The following is a 17,872-nucleotide window of genomic DNA, read 5'->3' on the forward strand; positions in this document are numbered from 1 at the left end:
GGTGGCTCATAATGTTGACGATTCATGCTTCCAAACAGGATACGATTACGCTTGATAATAGAGAGTTTTTTTTCCTTGCCGGAATATTGGGTTCCGACCGCCTGCTGGGCGTGGAGGACCCGTTTCAAGGTTATCTGGCGCAGGAAATTGCCGAAGAATGGGACGATGTGAAAAGATCCCTTTTGGAAAAAGGCTACCTCGTCGAGGAAGACGACGGCAGCCTGCTGGCCATGCCGCCTAAGGTTTTTTCGCGCGTCGCCATCGCTAGCTTGGCGGAACGTTCATGCTGGCTGCGGTATAAACGCCAAGAGGAAGCCTTCGAGGGGTACTTGCATGCAACGAATGAACGCGTCGTGCAGGTGTGCAAGTCGGAGAAGGATTTGGTGTACGAGCTGGATGAGCTCGGCAACGTGGAAGCGGCCTGCAGCCAGCTGGTAGACAAAATGGATTTGAAAGATTACGCTCCAGCGGAAATGCCGGCGCTCCTCCTATCCAAAAAGAAATTCGGCGAAATATACAGCCGCATTCCGGCCCTTACTTTGGACGAGCTCGGTGACGAGCTTGCGGCCGCGACCAATGACGCGGAGGGCTCCATAGCCCTTGCCCGGTGCCTGAAGTTCCGGACGGGGGAAGGCGAGCTGCATTTTTCCACTTGGACGGGAAGCCGATGGGAGACGCAAAGCGCCGCTTTTGTGGTAAATGATACGATGAACTGGCTTGTCCGCATGAGCCTGAGGGGAGATCAAGACTGGTTGACCGCCAGTCCTGCCAGCAAACTACAATTTCAAGAGATGCTGCTTCTATGGTTGAAGCAGTCTGCAGAATCAGATGGAAGGTGATGGTCCGTGCGTATTTCTGTCGAACCGGAAGCACTCCGGGCATTAAGTCGTCAACTGGAGCAAAGCGGCGAGCAAATCCGCCAATTAACCGCGTTATTGAATCAGGCTTTGGGATCGCTCATATGGGAAACTTCTATCCGGGAATCTCTCTTGAACGAGTGGCAGGCCGCGAATCAGCAGGGGGAACAGATTTCGTCCATGTTACGGGAAATGGGCAGAAACGTGCACAAAAAAGCGGGAATGTTCCAGTCGGCGGACGAACAGCATCATTCCTTTTTGGGAAACTCCGCCCTATACCATTCTCCGGTCGCGATGTTCCGCGCCGTAGGCGTTCAGGGGGACGGTTCCATCCTGCCGGGGTACGGCGGGCGCGGCATCCCGATCTCGAACCCGTCGTCGGCGGTCATGGCCGTACAAGCGCATAACGGCGACGAGGACGGCCTCAATGTCGGATGGGGATACCAGGGGCCTACGCCTGCGGGGTGGGCAACGTTAGGATACGGCGCCCTGATGGTAGGCACGATGGTCAAAAGCGGGTTTAACGTCAATATGAGAAACAACGGCTCGGTCGCCACGATCAAAGGGGCGCGCTCGCCATTTGCCCTCAGCGAAGGCATCCGGGGAACCCGGTACACGCTGAACAACGCGGCCAAAAATCCGCAGGTATGGAAATTCGTCGATCCTAAAATCGCGGCGAAAGAAGCCCTTTCGATCAAAGGCCTCGGCGGAAAGCTGGGTTATGCCGGGCTGCTGTTCGATACGGGCGTGTCCGGCTTTCAGGATTATAAAACCGGCGGGGCCAGCCGGGCCGCGGCCAGCGTTCTGGTCAACGGCAGCTTGGGGCTCGGCACCATGGCAAGCAGCGCGGCGATCGGGGCCGCGGTCGGTTCCGCGGTGCCCGTAGCGGGAACGGCAGTCGGCGCGGTGGTGGGACTGGCGTCGGGCGTCGTCATCTCGGCCGTCACCGACATTGAAATCAACGGGAAATCGCTTAAAACCTATGCGGTGGATGCGGTAGACGCGGCCATCGACGGAACGGTCGAAGGAGTGAAGTCGGCGGCAAAAGGGATCGGCCATGCGGCCGAAGAAACTTTCAACGCCGTGTCGGATTCCGTCAAAGCGGTATCCCACGGCGCCAGCGAGTTGGCGGATCAAGTGAAAAACAAACTCGGCAAGCTCGGGAATTTATTCGGCTAAAGATGCCACGCCGCGTTCGAAACCCGTTTGGCGGCATCCGGCCACGCAAAGGAGTGGGAACGGTGAACGGCAATGCTCCACGGCAAAAGCAATCATTCGTTAACGATTATGCGGGAGTTTATCCGCTGCGCATCATCAGATCCCAGACGATCAGCCTGCTGCTGCTTCCCAACCTGCTGCTTCTGATCGCGGCTTTTGCGGATCCGTTCGTTCCGGTTTGGGCTTGGCTGCTGTTGGTTCCGCTGGCCGTAATGGACATCCTGGGACTGGCCGTCGTGATCTCTCCGGGAAAAATGCAGGAGTTCCATCTTTTTGTTCTGGGGGCGATCGGCATTTTGGGTTCCGCCGCTTTTGCGGCGGCTGCGAACAAGCTGGCTTATGCCACGCTGGACATTTCGTCGCCCTGGTTTCTGATCGGGTCCGCGGTTGGATACATAGTCGTATTTGCGCTGCTTTACGGAATACATATGAGATTATTGTACAGCGGGTATTACAGCCGGGAGGAACAGGAGAAACCGGATGGAGACACGCGCGGGCTGAGGAAAACGCAAGGCATCATTTTGGCCTCCTCCGGCGCCGGCGTGCTCGTCTCGTGCGTGCTGATCAAAACCTTCGGGGGATACAGCATGAAAATAACGCTGATCATCGCGCTGCTTTTTTTGTTTGCTCTTGTTTATATCATGCTTGCCGGCAATCTTCATAAATTTTATTTGCTAAGAAAAAGACGCTAGCATACAAGCTGTCATAGAGAGAGGAAGGTTGAACAAACGATGGAGGAACGGGAACTCGCGAAATCATTGCTTCCGCTCGGGTCGATCGTTCTGCTCAAAGGGGCCCAAAAGAAGCTGATGATTTACGGACGCAAGCAGATCCAAATGGAAAGCAACACGTTATACGACTATCTCGGCGTGGTTTATCCGGAGGGATACATCGACCCTAACTATACTTTTTTGTTCAATCATGAGGATATCGACAAAATCGAGTTTACCGGATTTTCCAACGATGAGGAAAAAAGATTCCAAAAGATCCTGGAAGATGTTTCAATCGGATAAAGAAGCGGGTAAAAAGACTCAGGACCAGGGACTTTTGTTGAAGCCGGTCGTTTATAGTATAGTCGACTACGATAATCATTGAATTTGAAGGAGGAGCAAAATGGCAGGACGTATTTTAATTACCCCGGAACAGGTGGACTCGGTTGCAAACCAATTCAAGCAAGGCGGCCAGCAAAGCCAGCAAATCGTAAGCAGCCTGACCCAGGCGATCCACGGCATGGAAGGTCAATGGGAAGGGATGACCAAGCAGCGTTTCTTCCAGGAATTCCAGGAAGCGAACAAGCAAATGCAATCTTTCGTTCAAATTTTGAACAATATCAGTCAGGAATTGACTGCCATCGCACAGAAATTCCGCACGGTCGACGAATCCCGCTAAGTTATGGTTTAATAGGACTAAGGGGATCGGGTTGAACTATTTTTAATAAAGTATGACGAGACCGGGTGTTCTTGAACTCCCGGTTTTCTGCCAAGTAAAAGTGTTTTGGTCTGGAGGTCCCCCCACTTATTGCATGAGAATAATCGTACAAAGCGATAGCTCCACCTGAGTGGGGTTATTTTGCGGTCTATATCTGTTGTCGGATAAAGAGAGGGGATATCTATGTCTTTTCAACCCAATGCGGGTGACACTATTTCTATTAACGGTAAAACCTATACGGTAGGCCAGCATCCGGCCGCCCCGGGTTTGGCGTATGCCCAGGCCGGCAGGCAGGGGATCGTTTACCAGCTCATCCCGCAAAACGGCGGGCCGGAAGAGGCGAAGGCGCTGAAAGTGTTTTTTCCGAAATTTCGGATTCCCGCGATGGTCTACCAGTCGGAGACGATGGAGATTTACAGCGAAAGCCCCGGCTTGCAGGTCTGCAAACGAGACGTGCTCACTCCCGAAAGAAACGGAGAACTCATCACCGAACATCCCGACTTGCTGTATGCCGTCCTGATGCCCTGGGTCCATGGGGTGACCTGGTTCGACATCATCGCCGAGCAAAAACAGCTCAAGCGGACGGAAAGCCTTGCGCTTGCCAAAGCGCTTGCGGCGATCGGTTCGGGGATGGAACAACGCGGGCTGGCGCATTGCGACCTGTCTGCCCCGAACGTCATGCTTCCGTTTTTTTCAGAAGTCGATATGCCGGGCAAAAAATCCGTTGTCGAGCTGGTGGACGTGGAACAGATGTACAGTCCCAAAATGGACCGGCCGGACGTGCTTTTGTCGGGTTCTCCCGGCTACGCGGCGCATCGCACGGTGCAAAGCGGGCTGTGGAGCGCTTATGCGGACCGTTTTGCAGGGGCGATCATCATCGCCGAAATGCTGGGCTGGTGCGATCCGCACGTGGTGGAAAAAGCATGGGGAGAAAGCTACTTCGATCAGCATGAGATGCAGAATCCTTGCGAACGGTATTTCGTCCTGAAAAAATCGCTGGAGCGCAATTGGGGGACGAAAGTCTCGGAACTGTTCGCCCGGGCCTGGGAAAGCCAGGACATCAGCAGCTGTCCGACGTTCGGCGAGTGGCTGGTCGTTCTTTCCTCCATGAACGGGAACGAGCTGCCGCAACCCCAAACGGAGGCTGCACCGGCGGCGGACCCGGGGAAAGCAGAAGCGGCGGGTCCCCGCTCGAAAGGGGCGCTAGAAACCGCGGCAGCGGCAGCGGCTTTGCCTGACATGGAGGAGCAAGCGCCGCGGCGAACAGCAGCTGGCGCCGCTGAGTCGGGCAACGAACATGGAGTCGTCGACCGTTTGTTTAATCAGGCACGGGAGATGGAGCAAAAGGGGGATCTGAAAGGAGCCCTTGAAGTGTACCGGTCTGCGCATCATTTCGTTCCGGCCGGTTCGCCGATGCAGGTGGAGCTGGAGGCGGCGATTGCGGGACTGGAAGAAACGCTGAATCCGAAACCCGAAGAGCAGCCGTCCGGGAAGGTTCCTTTTTACCGTTCGCGCAAATGGCTGGCAGCCGGAATCGCGGCTTTGATTCTGATCGTCGGTTCGGCTTTTGCGGTCAATCAAATTTTGGCCGATCGGGCCGAGCAAAAGGAAGCCGAGGCGTTAGCGAAGCAGCAGGAAGAGGCCCGGAAAGCGGAGATGCAAAAGCTGGAGGAAGAGAAGCGGAAGCAGGCCGAAGCGGAGGCGCAGCGCAAGCAGGCAGAGGAGAAACGCAAAAAGGAAGAGGCGGAAAAGAAGCGCAAGCAGGAGGAAGCCATCAAGCTGGCCAAGCAAAAAGAGGAAAAGAAGAAGCTGCAGCAGAAATACGAGCAGCAGGCCAAATACGAAGCGTATCTTGCCAAGAAAAAGCTTGCCGAAGAAAAGAAAAAAGCGGCGGAAAAGCAGCGTTTGAAGGAGCTGTACGAAAAGCAGGCCCAATACGAGGCTTACCTGAAGCAGCAGAAAATTTTGCAGGAGAAACTTGAGCAGCAAAGAATTCAGCAGGCGAAAGAAGCGGCTGCGCGCAAGCAGCAGCAGGCCAGAGAGCTGCAAAAGAGACGATCCAACCAGGTGGTGCAGCTGATCGCCTCGTACAATCAGGCATACAACGCCCAAAAAACCGGGAATACGTCGAAAGCAAGGCAATATGCCCTGAATTTTATCAGCCTGTACGAAAAAGACGCCGCTTATTTCAAAACGGTAGGCAAAGTCAGCTCGCGCGCCAATGCGATCTATAAGTTTTTGGCCAATACGGGTTACATACTGCCTAATATATAATTCAGTTCAATTTTCAAAAAGGGGAGTTGAAATCGCAGATGAACTATACCATTCAGGCTTCCCAGCGCACGCCCGCGCTTATTATCTACCTGATCGACATCAGTGCTTCCATGAACATGCTGATGGATAACAAACGCCGCATCGACGTCGTATACGAAGCGCTTTCTTTGGCCATCCGGCAAATGGTGTTCCGGTCGACGAAAGGGAACCGCCTGACGCCGCGATACCGGATCGCCATCTTGGCGTACAGCGACGACGTTTACGACCTGCTGAACGGCATCAAGGGGATCGACGAAATCGCGGCGGCCGGAACGTTGCCGGATTTGACACCGAAACGATTTTCGGATTCCGCCAAGGCGTTCCGCCAGGCAGAGCTGATTTTGCAGTCGGAGCTCCCCTCCATGCAGGATTGTCCGGCTCCGCTGGTGTGCCACATGACCGATGGCGTCGCAACGGGAGAAGATCCGGAGCCGATCGCCAGACGCATCATGAACATGAGCGTCCCGGACGGGAACGTGCTGGTGGAAAACATTTTTATTTCCGATCATATGCTCGACCAACCCATCCTTCAGCCGCGGCGCTGGAAAGGCATCCATCCGGAAACCGTGCTGCAGGACGAACATGCGGTGAAGCTGAGAAATATGTCTTCGCCGCTGCCGGAAAGCTACCGGGAGATGCTCGCCGAAGCGGATTACCAGCTCGCCCCGGGCGCGCTGATGATGCTTCCGGGCAGCTGTGCGGAGCTTGTATCCATCGGATTCCAAATGTCGGCGGCGACGCCGGTCAGAGCGTAGGAAGGGGTAAGCTATGAAAATGAATTCGGCTGCAGCGAAGGACGTCTTTATGTATGTCAGTTCCCAGTCTTCAGAGCAGCGGCTCTCCACGTACCGCGGGCGGTTCGTTTGCAGATACGCCTACGGACGGGCAATGGAAAGTTTGGTGCAGGGGGAAAAGGGACAGGATTTTGTCGGCGTCCACATCGATGGGGACGTGTGCAATTTCGTGTTATGCGACGGAGTCAGCATGAGTTATAGGGGAGATTTTGCGGCGCGGTTTCTGGGACATACGCTGCTCGAGTGGCTGGGGAAGACCCGGGAATGGTCGTCGGCGGGGTTTGCCGCTTTTATGCGGGAAATTACCGTGGCCGCCTCCGCGCAGTTAAAGCAGCTGATTCCTCCCAGCGAGACGCCTTCCTTGCTCCGCGAGGTTCTTGAGGACAAGCAGCGGCTTGGCAGCCAGACGATGTACATTTGCGGCCGCATCGAGCTGCCGACGTCCAAGAGAAAGCAAGGAAGGATATGGATGGCTTGGCAGGGGGATTCGCGGCTGCGGTTCTGGAGGCACGAGACTGAGATCAGCGAGCATTTCCGGGGAACGATGCAGACGAATGAACGCTGGTCGACGCTTACGGGGCCTGTCGGCGGCCAGCCGCATGTGTATCAGACCCGGCTGGAATACGGGATGCCGATGAGGCTCCAGTTATACACGGACGGGCTGGACGATCTGGACCCGATCCGCGAGCCGCTCCCTGACGAACAAATCCAGGTTCTGCTGGAAGCGCGGCATACCGGCGGGCTGCAGGACGATGCGGCATTTTTGGAGCTTAAATGGTAGCAAGGCGTTCAAGATAAAACCGGATCATTCGGCACGGGCCGAACGGCCCGGTTTTTTTTGTCCCCGGGCCAGCGTCCGGGGATTTGTTTTTCCGCGGGCGTGATTAGACAGAACCTTTTTTTGGGTAATCTTGAGACAAATGCAACATAATAGAATCAGGAACCAAAAGGAGAGATCTAACATGAGCCAGCAGCAAATCAACAAATTGCGTTTTTCGGGCAAAACGGCCATCGTGACCGGGGCGGGTTCCGGGATCGGCAAGGCGGCAGCCGTTAAATTGGCAACGGAAGGGGCAAACGTCGCGTTGTTCGACCTGCTGGACGACCGCACTGCCCAGGCGGAAGCCGAAATCAACGCCATCCGGCCCGGCAGCGCCCGCGCCTTCGACGTCGATACTTCGGATGCCGCGCGCGTCGAAAAAGCGGTGCTGGAAACCGCGGAGCTGTTTAAGACGGTTGACATCGTGTTTGCCAACGCGGGCATCAACGGTGTGTTGTCGCCCATCGAGGACATGAAACTCGAGGATTGGCAGCATACGTTAAGCGTCAATTTGAACGGCACGTTTTTGACGGTGAAATATGCCATTCCCCATTTGAAAAAACAAGGGGGCAGCATCATCGTTACGAGCTCGATCAACGGCAACCGGACGTTTTCCAATTTCGGGATGGCGGCCTACAGCACTTCGAAGGCAGGACAAGTCGCGTTCGCGAAAATGGCGGCGCTGGAGTTGGCGAAATTCAAAATCCGCGTCAACGTCATCTGTCCGGGCGCCATCTCGACCAACATCGACCAGAGCACCGAAAAAACCGACGAACTGAAGGAAATCGTCATTCCGGTACAATACCCTCAGGGCAGCCAGCCGCTGTCGGACGGGCCGGGCAGGCCGGAAAACGTAGCCGATCTCGTAGCTTTTTTGGCTTCGGACGAATCGATCCATATCACCGGCACCCAGGTATACATCGACGGAGCAGAGTCGCTTCTCCGGTAAGACGGCTTCAACCGAACCGTTTCCGCTTCCGCTGCCAGCGGTTTTCTTTCGTTTGACAGCGCCGGCGGTTCATGTTTTCATAAGGGTGGAACGCATCTTTTCAATTGGGAGGTTTCCGCCATGGGACTCATGTCTTGGCTTGCTGAAGAACGCATCCATAAGGCCATGGAACAAGGCGAGTTCAAGGATTTGGCAGGCAAAGGAAAACCGCTGGAGCTGGAAGACTTGTCGCATATTCCCGAGGACCTTCGGATGTCGTATAAAGTCATGAAAAACGCAGGAGTCATTCCGGAGGAGATGCAGCTGCAAGGCGAACTGCTGAAGCTGAGGGATTTGATATACGCCTGCGAAAACGCCGGCGAAAAAGAAAAGCTGAAACGGTCGCTGACCGAAAAAAAGCTGCGCTTCCAGATGCTTATGGAGCAACGAGGGTTAAGCGGAAGCACGACGTTTCTGGAATACGAGCCTAAAATCCGCGGCCGCTTGGAGGATGCATGAACAGACGCCCGTATGCGGCGCGCGTGCGGTTGCCCAAACCGGAAAAAACCTCTATCCTTGCCTTGAACCTATGGCGAAGGGATAGAGGTTTTTTGCCGTTATGAAGCGCCATGCAAAAGGGAAAGCATCTCGCCGGTAATGACGATCGGTTCGGAAGGAAGCTTGTCCATGCGGAAAAGCGGAATGCATTCGCGGGCGGTTAACGGCTCGGGATTCGGGGTGAATCCCGCAAGCCACATCAGCCAGCCGACCAGACGCTCAGGCGCCGTTATGCGTTCGCGGAGGGCGGCAAGGCTGGTTCCTCCATGCCGCTTGGCCAGCCTCTTGCCGTCCGGTCCCATAAATAACGGGACATGGGCGAACGACGGTGCTTCCATCCCGAGGGCTTTGTACAGCAGCAGCTGCCTCGGGACCGAATCGAGCAGGTCCGCTCCCCGGAGGACGTCCGTGATCCCCATCATGTGGTCGTCAACGACGACGGCCAGCTGGTAGGAGATCATGCGATCCGCCCGCCGGACGATAAAATCGCCGCCTGAGGCCGCATCGAACGTCTGCGTCCCCGCAACGCCGTCATGGAACACAAGCTGTTCATGCCGGACCTTAAACCGCAGGGACGGTTCTTTCACCAATGATTTGCGGTCCGCTTCTTCGCCGGTCAGGTTCCGGCAGGTACCGGGATAAGCGGGTCCCTCCGAGGACAGGCCGTGGGGAGCGCTCGCTGCCGCGAGCAGGTCGGCACGGCTGCAGAAGCAGCGGAACAAATATCCATTCTCTTGAAGCCGCTTAAGCGCTTCGTCGTAATATTCCATGCGTTCGCTTTGCGTATACGGGCCGAACGGGCCGCCGATATCCGGACCTTCGTCCCAATCGAGCCCGAGCCAATGTAAATCGTCCAGGATTTGTTTGGCGAGATGGGGTTTGGAACGCTGGGTGTCGATATCTTCCATCCGCAAAATAAAGGTCCCGTCCGCGCTTCGGATTTGCAGCCAAGACAGCAGGGCCGTCCAGGCGTTGCCGATGTGCAGTTCGCCTGAAGGCGTTGGCGCGAATCGGCCACGCGCCCGACGTGGATTCTGGCTCAATGTCATCGTCTCCTTCAAAAATGCGCTTCGTACATTTTATAGCAAACAGGCGTGGATATCCAGTCGCTGATCGCACTATAATGGAAGTAGTTCAAACATAGGTTGGAAAGACATGGTGATGGAGAACAATGAACGAATTACCGATTCAGCGGGTTCTGCCCGAGCTTCTGGACCGATTGCGCCGCGGCGGTTCCGCGGTCCTTGTCGCCGAACCGGGAGCGGGAAAAACGACGCAGGTCCCGCTTGCATTCATACATGAGGAGTGGCTGTCCGGACGTAAAATCGTCATGCTGGAACCGCGCCGCCTGGCCGCCCGTTCGGCGGCCGAATACATGTCCCGGATGCTTGGCGAGCAGCCGGGAGGGACGGTCGGCTACCGCGTCAGAATGGATAGCCGGACAAGCCGCGCGACCAAAATCGAAGTCGTTACCGAAGGCATATTGACGCGAATGCTGCAAAGCGATCCCGGTCTGGAAGACGTCGGCATGATCATTTTTGACGAATTCCATGAGCGGAACCTGCAAGGGGATTTGGGGCTTGCCCTGGCATTGGAAGCCAAGGCCGCTTTGCGGGAGGATCTCCGCATCCTGGTGATGTCCGCAACGCTTGAAGCCGAGCCGGTGGCCGCGCTGCTTGGAAATGCCCCTGTCGTGAACTGCCCCGGCAGGCAGTTTCCGGTCGAAACGGTTTATAGGCCGCCCGCTGCCGGCACGCCGCTGGAAAAACATATGGCGGCCGTCATTCGCGAGGCGTCCGCCAGCCACCCCGGCGACGTGCTTGCCTTCCTTCCGGGCCGGGGAGAAATCCGCCGGGTCCAAGCCGAACTTGAAAGCGGCGGCATCCCGGCAGACTGCGTGGTCCGGCCGCTGTATGGCCAGCTGCCGCAAAAGGAGCAGGAGGCCGCCGTGCTTCCCGATCCGCAAGGCAGGCGCAAATGGATCCTCGCGACGTCGATCGCGGAAACGAGTTTGACGATCGACGGCGTACGCATCGTCGTCGATTGCGGTTATATGCGCACGCAGCTGTTTTCCGCCCGGACAGGCATGCCGTATCTGGCGACGGACCGGGTCTCCCGCGCTTCCGCGGACCAACGCAGGGGCCGTGCGGGCCGTACGGCTCCCGGCATCGCGTACCGGTTGTGGAGCCATGAGGTGCAAAATCATCTGCGTCCGCGGAATACCCCCGAAATGTTGCAAACCGACCTGGCCCCGCTCGCCCTGGAACTTGCCGCCTGGGGCGTGCAGGATCCGCGGGACATGCTTTGGCTTGATCCTCCGCCGGAAACCGCGTACGAGCGGGGAAAAGAGCTGCTGCAGCGCCTCGGCGCCGCCCGTCCGGACGGTTCCGTGACGGAAAAGGGCAGAAAAATGGCGGAGCTGGGCCTGCATCCGAGGTTGTCGGCGATGATGCTTCAAGCGGAGGAGATGGGGCAAAGCGGGCTGGCCGCCGTCCTTGCCGCCGTATTGCAGGAGCGGGACATCTTCCGCGCCGGCCCGGGGGCAGGTCCGGATTCGGATATCCGGAGCCGCGTGCAGGCCGTAAGCCGGTGGGAACAGCAAGGCGTTGCAGGCCCCCATATAGACGAAGCGGCCTTAAAACGAATCGTCCAGGAAAGCCGGTACATGCACAAACGGCTTGAAACGAAAGCGGCCGGGGCTTGGCAGATCGAAAAAAGCGGCCTGCTCCTGTCCTTCGCCTATCCGGACCGGATCGGCCAAAGCCGTGGCGGCGGAAAATTTCTGCTGACATCCGGGCGCGGGGTGGAACTGCCCGGAGAGCAGCCGCTAAGCCGCGAGGCCTATGTGACGGTGGCGGCGGTCGACGACAGGAAGGGAGCGGAAGGGAAGATTCTGCTCGCCGCTCCCGTCAGCCTTGAAGACCTTCGGCAGCATCACGGGGACGACATTACGGAGGAGACGACCGTAGAATGGGACCCTGCGCTGGGCGGCGTGAAATCCCGCCATCAGCTGCGCCTCGGCGCAATCGTCCTGCGCGAGTCGCCTGCCGCCGAGCCGCCGGCGGAAGCGGTGGCGCAGGCTTTGCTGGACGGGATCCGCGCCGAAGGGCTGGGGATCCTTGCCTGGACCAAGCAGGCGGTGCAGCTTCGCCAGCGCCTGCAGCTTATGCACGAGGCCGACCCCGATTGGCCGGACATGGGGGACGAGGCTCTGCTGGAACATCTGGAGGAATGGCTGCTGCCCTATCTTTACGGCATCAAAAGCCGGAGCGGCCTCCAGAAGCTGCAGCTGGTTCCGATCCTCGAGCAGATGGTCGGGTGGGACAAAAAGTCCCGGCTCGATCAAGAAGCGCCGACGCATATCACCGTCCCGAGCGGCTCCAAAATCGCCGTGGACTACAGCGATCCGAAGCAGCCGGTGCTGGCGGTAAAGCTGCAGGAAATGTTCGGGCTTCATGAAACGCCGAAAATCTGCTTCGGCAAAATCCCTTTGACCATTCATCTGCTGTCGCCGGCGCAGCGGCCGGTCCAAATCACTTCGGATTTGGCGAGCTTTTGGAAACACGGATATTTTGAAGTGAAAAAGGATTTGAAAGGACGGTATCCGAAGCATTACTGGCCGGACGACCCGCTGGAAGCGATCCCGACGAGACGCACGCGTCCCCAATAATAGCGATACAAACAAGGCTTCTGCTTACGCAGAGGCCTTTTTCTATCGGCGGTTACGAGCCGGAAAAAGGACCTATCGCCGGCGCGGCATCATTTTACGAACTTTGCTTGCCCACCTGATATCCCTTTCCCATTGCTCCGACGCGTCGGCCGTCAGCCAATCTTGATCGAGGCATAATTTAAGCAAGCGTTCCTCCAAATAGATGGAATGCATGAGATGAACCATAAGCTCTTCCAAAAGCGCGTCATCTGCGGCAGCTTCGATGCATTCCGCCAGCAATGTCATGCGCAGCCGGTTATCCTGCAGCATGTCCTGCGCGATGAATTGATCATTAAACGCTTTGATACCCAGCAAGCTTTCCGTCACGGGATTCAAAGGTAGACACCTCGCTTTTTGCTCTTCGAAAAATTCAGCCGGGATTTTACCGGCGGTCCAACCTGTCGTCAAAAGCATCCAGCAGCCGCCGATTCAGTTCCGCATACTCCATTGCGAGCCCTGCAAGCTCCGGAGAGGTGATCAATTGGACGAACGTGCCGGATTTGACAAGCCGCAGAGTCTCATGCCGAAGAAGGCCTTGCCATTGGAAGCAGGCTGCCGCAGTGTTTGGAATAGGGGACGAGTGCCCGGACATTTTTTCCATAGACGTACTCCATTCTCTTTCGGCATATTATGAGCGGAAAATAGCGGTTTTATGAGCGGATCTGCAGGTTTGCTTCGATCTCCGGAACGAAGTGCTCTTTTTAAAAATAAGGGTTGACTAATATCTAAAGATCATGTATCTTTAAATCAAGATAAATAACAAACGCATAGGAGTGAAAAAATGATTGGTTTATCCAAAGCTTAGCGCTTATTTTTTTGGACTCATATCTTAAATTAAAGCTAATTAAAATAAAGAATAAATAATAATGGAGGAATGAGTAATGATGATAGCTTGGGGATTGTTGATAATCCGTTTGATCGTCGGATTGACGTTTGTCGGGCACGGAGCCCAAAAATTGTTTGGATGGTTCGGCGGTCCGGGCATAAAAGGCACGGCCGGCTGGTTCGGGTCCATCAACATCAAACCGGCGTTGCCGATGGCCGTCCTGGTCGGATTGTTCGAACTGGTGGGCGGGCTGCTGTTTGCGGCAGGCCTTTTTACACCGGTAGGTGCGGCGATGTTGGCCGTGACGATGTTGGGAGCCATCTTGACGGTTCATATAAAAAACGGTTTCTGGAGCACTTCGGGCGGCATCGAATTCAACCTGATCCTGCTTGCGGTCGTGGTGGGCGTTGCGTTGACCGGTCCGGGAGCTTATCATCTGTTTTAATGACACTGCCAGAACATCCCGTATTTGAAGGAGGTAATTGCCGTGAGAATTCGTTTGTACACGCCTGCGCTGCAGGGAAAAGGCAAATTTGACGGAGGAAACATCACGGAGCAGAAACCGATCGGTTTTCCGGGCGAAGGCTCCGTCATCAACCGCGTAGGTCCGTTATATTACTGGGCATGGGCCCACACGTCGAAGGAAGGCTACGTTCCGCTGCATCCCCACTATGGTTTCGAAATTATGACGTACGTGATTCGGGGGACCGCCGAACATGGCGATTCCCTCGGCACCCGCAGCACGATCGGCGAAGGCGGGGTGCAGGTGATCAAAGCCGGCAGCGGCGTCAGCCATGAAGAACGTTTTATCGGTCCGGATATGGAGGCTTTTCAAATCTGGTTCGAACCTGACCTGAAGCTGGAGGCGAAAAAAAAGCCGGCTTACGAACAGTTTGATCGGGACGACATCCCGTCCAAAGAGCAAAACGGCAGCCGCGTGAAACAGATATTGGGCGGAGAATCGCCGATCCTGCTGACGGCTGATGCCCGGATGTGGGACGTTGAGCTCAAGCCCGGCCATGAATACGCCCATACCCTGTCTAAAGGCACGACGTTAACCGCCCTGGCGGTTCGAGGCGCGGGGAGCTGGAAGGAAGGGGAAGCGCATGAGGAAGCTTTTCATGAGCGGGATTTCATGCTGCTGACAACGGACCGCGAGGAGGAGGTATTCCTTCATGCCGGTGACGAGGCCGTAAGAATGCTGCTGATCGAAGTTCCGGAACGGGTGCATTACGGGCTTTTGCCGAAAAAATTCTAAAAACATTTGTCAAAAGAGCGCAGCGGATGCTATATTCTGTCTGGCGCTCTTTTTGGCTTTTCTGCTTCAGATGCCGCATAACGGGGTTAACGATAACCAAAAATACTTTTGATTTCAAAGGGAGGGTGGACATGCCGAAAAAAGCCAGAATACGTGAAATCGAATTGCTGCGAGGTCTGGCTTTTTTGGCCGTTGCGCTTCAGCACGCGATCGCCCATTACGCCGGCCTGAACGAGGCCCGGATGGAGGACGGGGTCTTGATGGCCATCCTCCTGCTGGCCGCCAAGTTTGCCGTGCCTGTCTTCATTTTTATCACGGGCATGGTATTGTTTTATAACTATGACGGGCAGCTGCGGTACGGCTCGTTTTTGCGCAAGCGGTTCGGCGATATCGTGGTTCCCTATATCTTGTGGTCTGCGGTGTATTTTACGGAAAACCCGGGATGGAACGGGGATCTTCTGCACCGGCTCGAAACGTTTGCCAGCCATCTCGTCACCGGAAAAAACAGCTACCATTTATGGTACATCGTCATGATCGTTCAATTTTATGCGCTGTTCCCGGTACTGCGCTGGCTCATGCGCGCATGCGCGCAAAGGATCCCGTTCCGGTGGCGGGCTGCCGCATTGACGGGGGCAGGCATGTTATGCCTCCTGCTTGTCTATCATTTGTTTCGGATATCAGGATTTATGTCGGAGGCGGGGATTCCGTTTTTGACGCCGTTTTTTACGGCATACGCGGACCGCAATTTTTTGTATTTTGCCTTTTATTTCATCCTCGGGGCTGCGGCCGGAATGGCTCCGGATCGCTGGAGTTATTGGCTTGCCCGGGGAAAGGCGGCGTACTTGGCCGTTTTCGCCTTGCTGTTCGGATATTATATGTATATAACGGTGCAGGGTTTTGCGACCCCGGACGGTGTTCATATTTCTTTTATCGGGCTCAGTCTGCTGCGGCCGCTGATCATGGTTTTTCTCGTCAGCTCGATTTTCGTATTTTATGCCTGGTCCAAATCATGGTCCGAATCTTCAGGGCCGACCGTCCATAAGGCGATGAATTTTCTCGGCCGATATTCGTACGGCGCTTATTTGGCCCATGCGCTGATGCTGCGCCAAAGCTACAGGGTGGATGCCTGGCTGTTTGCCGGATGGAACGTGACGCTGCGGATGCTGATGTCTTTCCTGGTCTGCGTGGTTTTGTCTTATGCGGTAACCGTCGCCCTGTCTTATTTGCCGTTCGGCAAATGGACGGCCGGGGTTTCTTCGCTGCGGCGCAAACCGCGGGGATCCGTTCCGGCGCAAGGACAACCGTCTGTACGGAATTTCGACGGCAGCTGATACCGATCGGCAGCAAACGACCCTTGCTTTTTACAACCATCGTTAGCCAACGGACGATTTCGTAAAAGGCGGGGGATTTTTCGAGTCCTGATCTTACAATTTCAATACATGAAAAATTCATAATAGAAAAACCTTAAACGTTCTTTCGCACCCATCTTGCCGTTTGCCTCCCGGTTGCATTCTTCCGCGTGGTTGAAACGAAGTGAATGCTTCATGTCATGCTTTTTTGAAAATAGTGGTTTATAATGGAATTAGCGAATGAGCAAAGGGGGAAGCGGCGGTGGCTTTTATGATTGCCCAGCGTGCTTTTATTAAAACGTATTTGATTACGATGGTGGAACAGCACCGGGGATACGGCTATCAAATGCTGGAAGAAATGAGGCAGGAATTCAAGTCGTTCGGGTATTCGCCGCCCCAAAGCGAAATTTATCGCGCGCTGCATGAGCTGGTGCAGGAGGGCGTTTTTTACCGGACCAAGCAGCTGAAAGGCAACGATCCCCGCGTGGATTTCCAGGAGATCGTGCTGTACCATTTTACCGAAGACGGCCGCGAAAAGGCCAAGCTGTACAAAAAACAGGTCAAAGCCGATCTGGATCGCTGCCTCGGCATGCTGAACAAAGCCGTAAAAGACAATTATTGACGTTCGACGCGAAACCCCGAATCTCCAATCGGAGAAACGGGGTTGTTTTTGCGGCTAGATGGATGATGCGGTCGTTCCTGCCGGAAGCGTCGACGACCACATGCGCGGTTCACGCGGCGGATTCATTCCAAGAAGCAGGGAAAACGCTTGCGTATTGGAATATTCTCCAAAAAAACGGCCAACCATTTTCATCTTGGGCCCGGTTGTGATATAAAAGTGAATGGGGATGTATATAATGAAACGACTGCCCCGTTTTTTGAGTCGCAACATATTTGGAGGTATTGGCAATGGATGAGCATATGCAGCGCCGACTGGATAAACAGAGAAAGCTGTTTAAGCAGCTGGGAATACATTTGGATGCTCTTTCGATCCACGAAAAAGTGTTCAGCACCAAACTTAGAGGATACGATCCGGAAGAGGTCGATTCCTACCTGGATGAAATTATTAGCGATTATGAACGATTTTACGCAACCATTTCCGATCTGATGGATAAATGGCAGGAGCAGCAGGTTGCGCTGCGCGAGATGAAGTCGAGCTCCCGCCCCGAACCCGACCGGTTCGCGATCGATCCGAAGCAAATCGAGGAGATCGTGCTCAAAATGGAGTACAACCTCAGACAGCTGAAAACGAAGATCCGTCCGGAACCCGACTTTTTTGTGGATTAATCCTTAAAGCCCTACATACGCGTGTGATCATGCCCCCTAAGAAGCGGAAGCTTTTTTGGGGGTTTTGTTTTGCAGTCCACAAAAATAAGAAGTGGGAAGGGCTGTTACATGGTGGTAAAATAAATTGAGGCTGGCCCAAGGCATATTCTCCAATCTTCTTGGAACCGCCGTTTGGATTGTGATGATGATTTTAATCTATTGCGGCGTGAAAAAAGCCAAATGGGCGTTCGTCATCTTTACGGTATGGAATATCGTTACGCTCATCGCGGCATGGGCGGGAGAAGCAGTCATCTCCCCTTTACCGATGAATCTTTGGATTTTTGCGACGGCAGCTTTTTTGCTTCAAATCGCGACATCCGTCGTATTTGTCTTTTCAACCAGCGTCAATGATTTTTTATATGAGTGTTTTGCATAATTCCGTTTCAGAGAAGAAGCGATAGCATATTCACTGTCGTTAAGGGGTAATTTTCGAAAATGGTATTATATGGATGAAGAAAAGGGCAGACTTGCAGAATTTTAGAACAGCT

General features: G+C 55.0%; 20 protein-coding genes. 17 read left to right on the plus strand and 3 right to left on the minus strand.

The window, feature by feature from the left end; translation table 11 throughout:
* Nucleotides 1–11 precede the first annotated feature (11 nt).
* From AC27KL_RS08480 to AC27KL_RS08525, 10 genes are all read left to right on the plus strand, one after another.
* Nucleotides 12–839 (plus strand): hypothetical protein, encoded by an 828-nt coding sequence (locus tag AC27KL_RS08480; protein WP_487169408.1) that lies wholly within the window; start codon nt 12–14, stop codon nt 837–839.
* Nucleotides 840–845: 6 nt separating this feature from the next.
* Nucleotides 846–2,036, plus strand: coding sequence for a WXG100 family type VII secretion target (locus tag AC27KL_RS08485; protein WP_487169409.1), 1,191 nt, complete (start codon nt 846–848; stop codon nt 2,034–2,036).
* A 62-nt stretch (nt 2,037–2,098) separates the two neighbouring features.
* Nucleotides 2,099–2,767 (plus strand): hypothetical protein, encoded by a 669-nt coding sequence (locus tag AC27KL_RS08490; protein WP_487169410.1) that lies wholly within the window; start codon nt 2,099–2,101, stop codon nt 2,765–2,767.
* Nucleotides 2,768–2,806: 39 nt separating this feature from the next.
* The gene (locus AC27KL_RS08495) at nt 2,807–3,088 is read left to right on the plus strand and encodes a DUF4176 domain-containing protein (RefSeq protein ID WP_036707110.1); all 282 of its coding nucleotides are present in this window, start codon (nt 2,807–2,809) and stop codon (nt 3,086–3,088) included.
* Nucleotides 3,089–3,188: 100 nt separating this feature from the next.
* Nucleotides 3,189–3,464, plus strand: coding sequence for a WXG100 family type VII secretion target (locus AC27KL_RS08500; RefSeq protein ID WP_487169411.1), 276 nt, complete (start codon nt 3,189–3,191; stop codon nt 3,462–3,464).
* 222 nt (nt 3,465–3,686) lie between these two features.
* On the plus strand, nt 3,687–5,777 hold the full coding sequence (locus tag AC27KL_RS08505; RefSeq protein ID WP_487169412.1) for a hypothetical protein: 2,091 nt from the start codon (nt 3,687–3,689) through the stop codon (nt 5,775–5,777).
* A gap of 38 nt (nt 5,778–5,815) precedes the next feature.
* The gene (locus tag AC27KL_RS08510; protein ID WP_036707113.1) at nt 5,816–6,571 is read left to right on the plus strand and encodes a vWA domain-containing protein; all 756 of its coding nucleotides are present in this window, start codon (nt 5,816–5,818) and stop codon (nt 6,569–6,571) included.
* Between the two features lie 13 nt (nt 6,572–6,584).
* Nucleotides 6,585–7,391, plus strand: a complete 807-nt coding sequence (locus AC27KL_RS08515) for a hypothetical protein (protein WP_339321243.1) — start codon at nt 6,585–6,587, stop codon at nt 7,389–7,391.
* A 181-nt stretch (nt 7,392–7,572) separates the two neighbouring features.
* A complete protein-coding gene (locus AC27KL_RS08520; RefSeq protein ID WP_487169413.1) occupies nt 7,573–8,379 on the plus strand; it encodes an SDR family oxidoreductase in 807 nt (268 codons plus the stop codon).
* Nucleotides 8,380–8,499: 120 nt separating this feature from the next.
* On the plus strand, nt 8,500–8,877 hold the full coding sequence (locus tag AC27KL_RS08525; protein WP_487169414.1) for a DnaJ family domain-containing protein: 378 nt from the start codon (nt 8,500–8,502) through the stop codon (nt 8,875–8,877).
* A gap of 98 nt (nt 8,878–8,975) precedes the next feature.
* Here the strand turns inward: AC27KL_RS08525 and gluQRS are convergent, their stop codons facing one another.
* A complete protein-coding gene (gluQRS, locus tag AC27KL_RS08530) occupies nt 8,976–9,965 on the minus strand; it encodes a tRNA glutamyl-Q(34) synthetase GluQRS (RefSeq protein ID WP_487169415.1) in 990 nt (329 codons plus the stop codon).
* 122 nt (nt 9,966–10,087) lie between these two features.
* Between gluQRS and hrpB the strand changes: the two genes are divergently transcribed.
* Nucleotides 10,088–12,586: an ATP-dependent helicase HrpB gene (gene hrpB / locus AC27KL_RS08535; protein WP_487169416.1), complete on the plus strand. Its 2,499-nt coding sequence runs from the start codon at nt 10,088–10,090 to the stop codon at nt 12,584–12,586.
* A gap of 72 nt (nt 12,587–12,658) precedes the next feature.
* On the opposite strand, the gene AC27KL_RS08540 is transcribed toward hrpB, so the two are convergent.
* Together AC27KL_RS08540 and AC27KL_RS08545 are read right to left on the minus strand one after the other, a co-directional pair.
* A complete protein-coding gene (locus tag AC27KL_RS08540) occupies nt 12,659–12,961 on the minus strand; it encodes a hypothetical protein (protein ID WP_487169417.1) in 303 nt (100 codons plus the stop codon).
* 46 nt (nt 12,962–13,007) lie between these two features.
* The gene (locus tag AC27KL_RS08545) at nt 13,008–13,226 is read right to left on the minus strand and encodes a hypothetical protein (protein WP_339321237.1); all 219 of its coding nucleotides are present in this window, start codon (nt 13,224–13,226) and stop codon (nt 13,008–13,010) included.
* 283 nt (nt 13,227–13,509) lie between these two features.
* Here AC27KL_RS08545 and AC27KL_RS08550 point away from each other — a divergent pair, with 283 nt between their 5' ends.
* From AC27KL_RS08550 to AC27KL_RS08575, 6 genes are all read left to right on the plus strand, one after another.
* On the plus strand, nt 13,510–13,896 hold the full coding sequence (locus AC27KL_RS08550) for a DoxX family protein (RefSeq protein WP_339325181.1): 387 nt from the start codon (nt 13,510–13,512) through the stop codon (nt 13,894–13,896).
* A gap of 42 nt (nt 13,897–13,938) precedes the next feature.
* On the plus strand, nt 13,939–14,709 hold the full coding sequence (locus AC27KL_RS08555; protein ID WP_487169418.1) for a pirin family protein: 771 nt from the start codon (nt 13,939–13,941) through the stop codon (nt 14,707–14,709).
* Between the two features lie 131 nt (nt 14,710–14,840).
* The gene (locus AC27KL_RS08560) at nt 14,841–16,040 is read left to right on the plus strand and encodes an acyltransferase (protein ID WP_487169419.1); all 1,200 of its coding nucleotides are present in this window, start codon (nt 14,841–14,843) and stop codon (nt 16,038–16,040) included.
* A gap of 280 nt (nt 16,041–16,320) precedes the next feature.
* Entirely contained in the window at nt 16,321–16,680 is a 360-nt protein-coding gene (locus tag AC27KL_RS08565) for a replication termination protein (RefSeq protein WP_339321234.1), read from the plus strand.
* A 287-nt stretch (nt 16,681–16,967) separates the two neighbouring features.
* The gene (locus tag AC27KL_RS08570; RefSeq protein ID WP_036707146.1) at nt 16,968–17,345 is read left to right on the plus strand and encodes a DivIVA domain-containing protein; all 378 of its coding nucleotides are present in this window, start codon (nt 16,968–16,970) and stop codon (nt 17,343–17,345) included.
* 124 nt (nt 17,346–17,469) lie between these two features.
* Complete coding sequence (locus AC27KL_RS08575; protein WP_487169420.1) at nt 17,470–17,760, plus strand: hypothetical protein; 291 nt, start codon at nt 17,470–17,472, stop codon at nt 17,758–17,760.
* Nucleotides 17,761–17,872: the final 112 nt, after the last annotated feature.

Source organism: Paenibacillus sp. YAE3, assembly GCF_057546105.1.

What these genes read in the sequence shown, in the direction of transcription:
- AC27KL_RS08525 (WP_487169414.1), top strand. Translation starts at nt 8,500, where the DNA reads ATGGGACTCATGTCTTGGCTTGCTGAAGAACGCATCCATAAGGCCATG.
- AC27KL_RS08560 (WP_487169419.1), top strand. Translation starts at nt 14,841, where the DNA reads ATGCCGAAAAAAGCCAGAATACGTGAAATCGAATTGCTGCGAGGTCTG.
- AC27KL_RS08505 (WP_487169412.1), top strand. Translation starts at nt 3,687, where the DNA reads ATGTCTTTTCAACCCAATGCGGGTGACACTATTTCTATTAACGGTAAA.
- AC27KL_RS08550 (WP_339325181.1), top strand. Translation starts at nt 13,510, where the DNA reads ATGATAGCTTGGGGATTGTTGATAATCCGTTTGATCGTCGGATTGACG.
- AC27KL_RS08520 (WP_487169413.1), top strand. Translation starts at nt 7,573, where the DNA reads ATGAGCCAGCAGCAAATCAACAAATTGCGTTTTTCGGGCAAAACGGCC.
- AC27KL_RS08570 (WP_036707146.1), top strand. Translation starts at nt 16,968, where the DNA reads ATGGATGAGCATATGCAGCGCCGACTGGATAAACAGAGAAAGCTGTTT.
- AC27KL_RS08515 (WP_339321243.1), top strand. Translation starts at nt 6,585, where the DNA reads ATGAAAATGAATTCGGCTGCAGCGAAGGACGTCTTTATGTATGTCAGT.
- AC27KL_RS08500 (WP_487169411.1), top strand. Translation starts at nt 3,189, where the DNA reads ATGGCAGGACGTATTTTAATTACCCCGGAACAGGTGGACTCGGTTGCA.
- AC27KL_RS08545 (WP_339321237.1), bottom strand. Translation starts at nt 13,226, where the DNA reads ATGGAAAAAATGTCCGGGCACTCGTCCCCTATTCCAAACACTGCGGCA.
- AC27KL_RS08495 (WP_036707110.1), top strand. Translation starts at nt 2,807, where the DNA reads ATGGAGGAACGGGAACTCGCGAAATCATTGCTTCCGCTCGGGTCGATC.
- gluQRS (WP_487169415.1), bottom strand. Translation starts at nt 9,965, where the DNA reads ATGACATTGAGCCAGAATCCACGTCGGGCGCGTGGCCGATTCGCGCCA.
- AC27KL_RS08480 (WP_487169408.1), top strand. Translation starts at nt 12, where the DNA reads ATGTTGACGATTCATGCTTCCAAACAGGATACGATTACGCTTGATAAT.
- hrpB (WP_487169416.1), top strand. Translation starts at nt 10,088, where the DNA reads ATGAACGAATTACCGATTCAGCGGGTTCTGCCCGAGCTTCTGGACCGA.
- AC27KL_RS08510 (WP_036707113.1), top strand. Translation starts at nt 5,816, where the DNA reads ATGAACTATACCATTCAGGCTTCCCAGCGCACGCCCGCGCTTATTATC.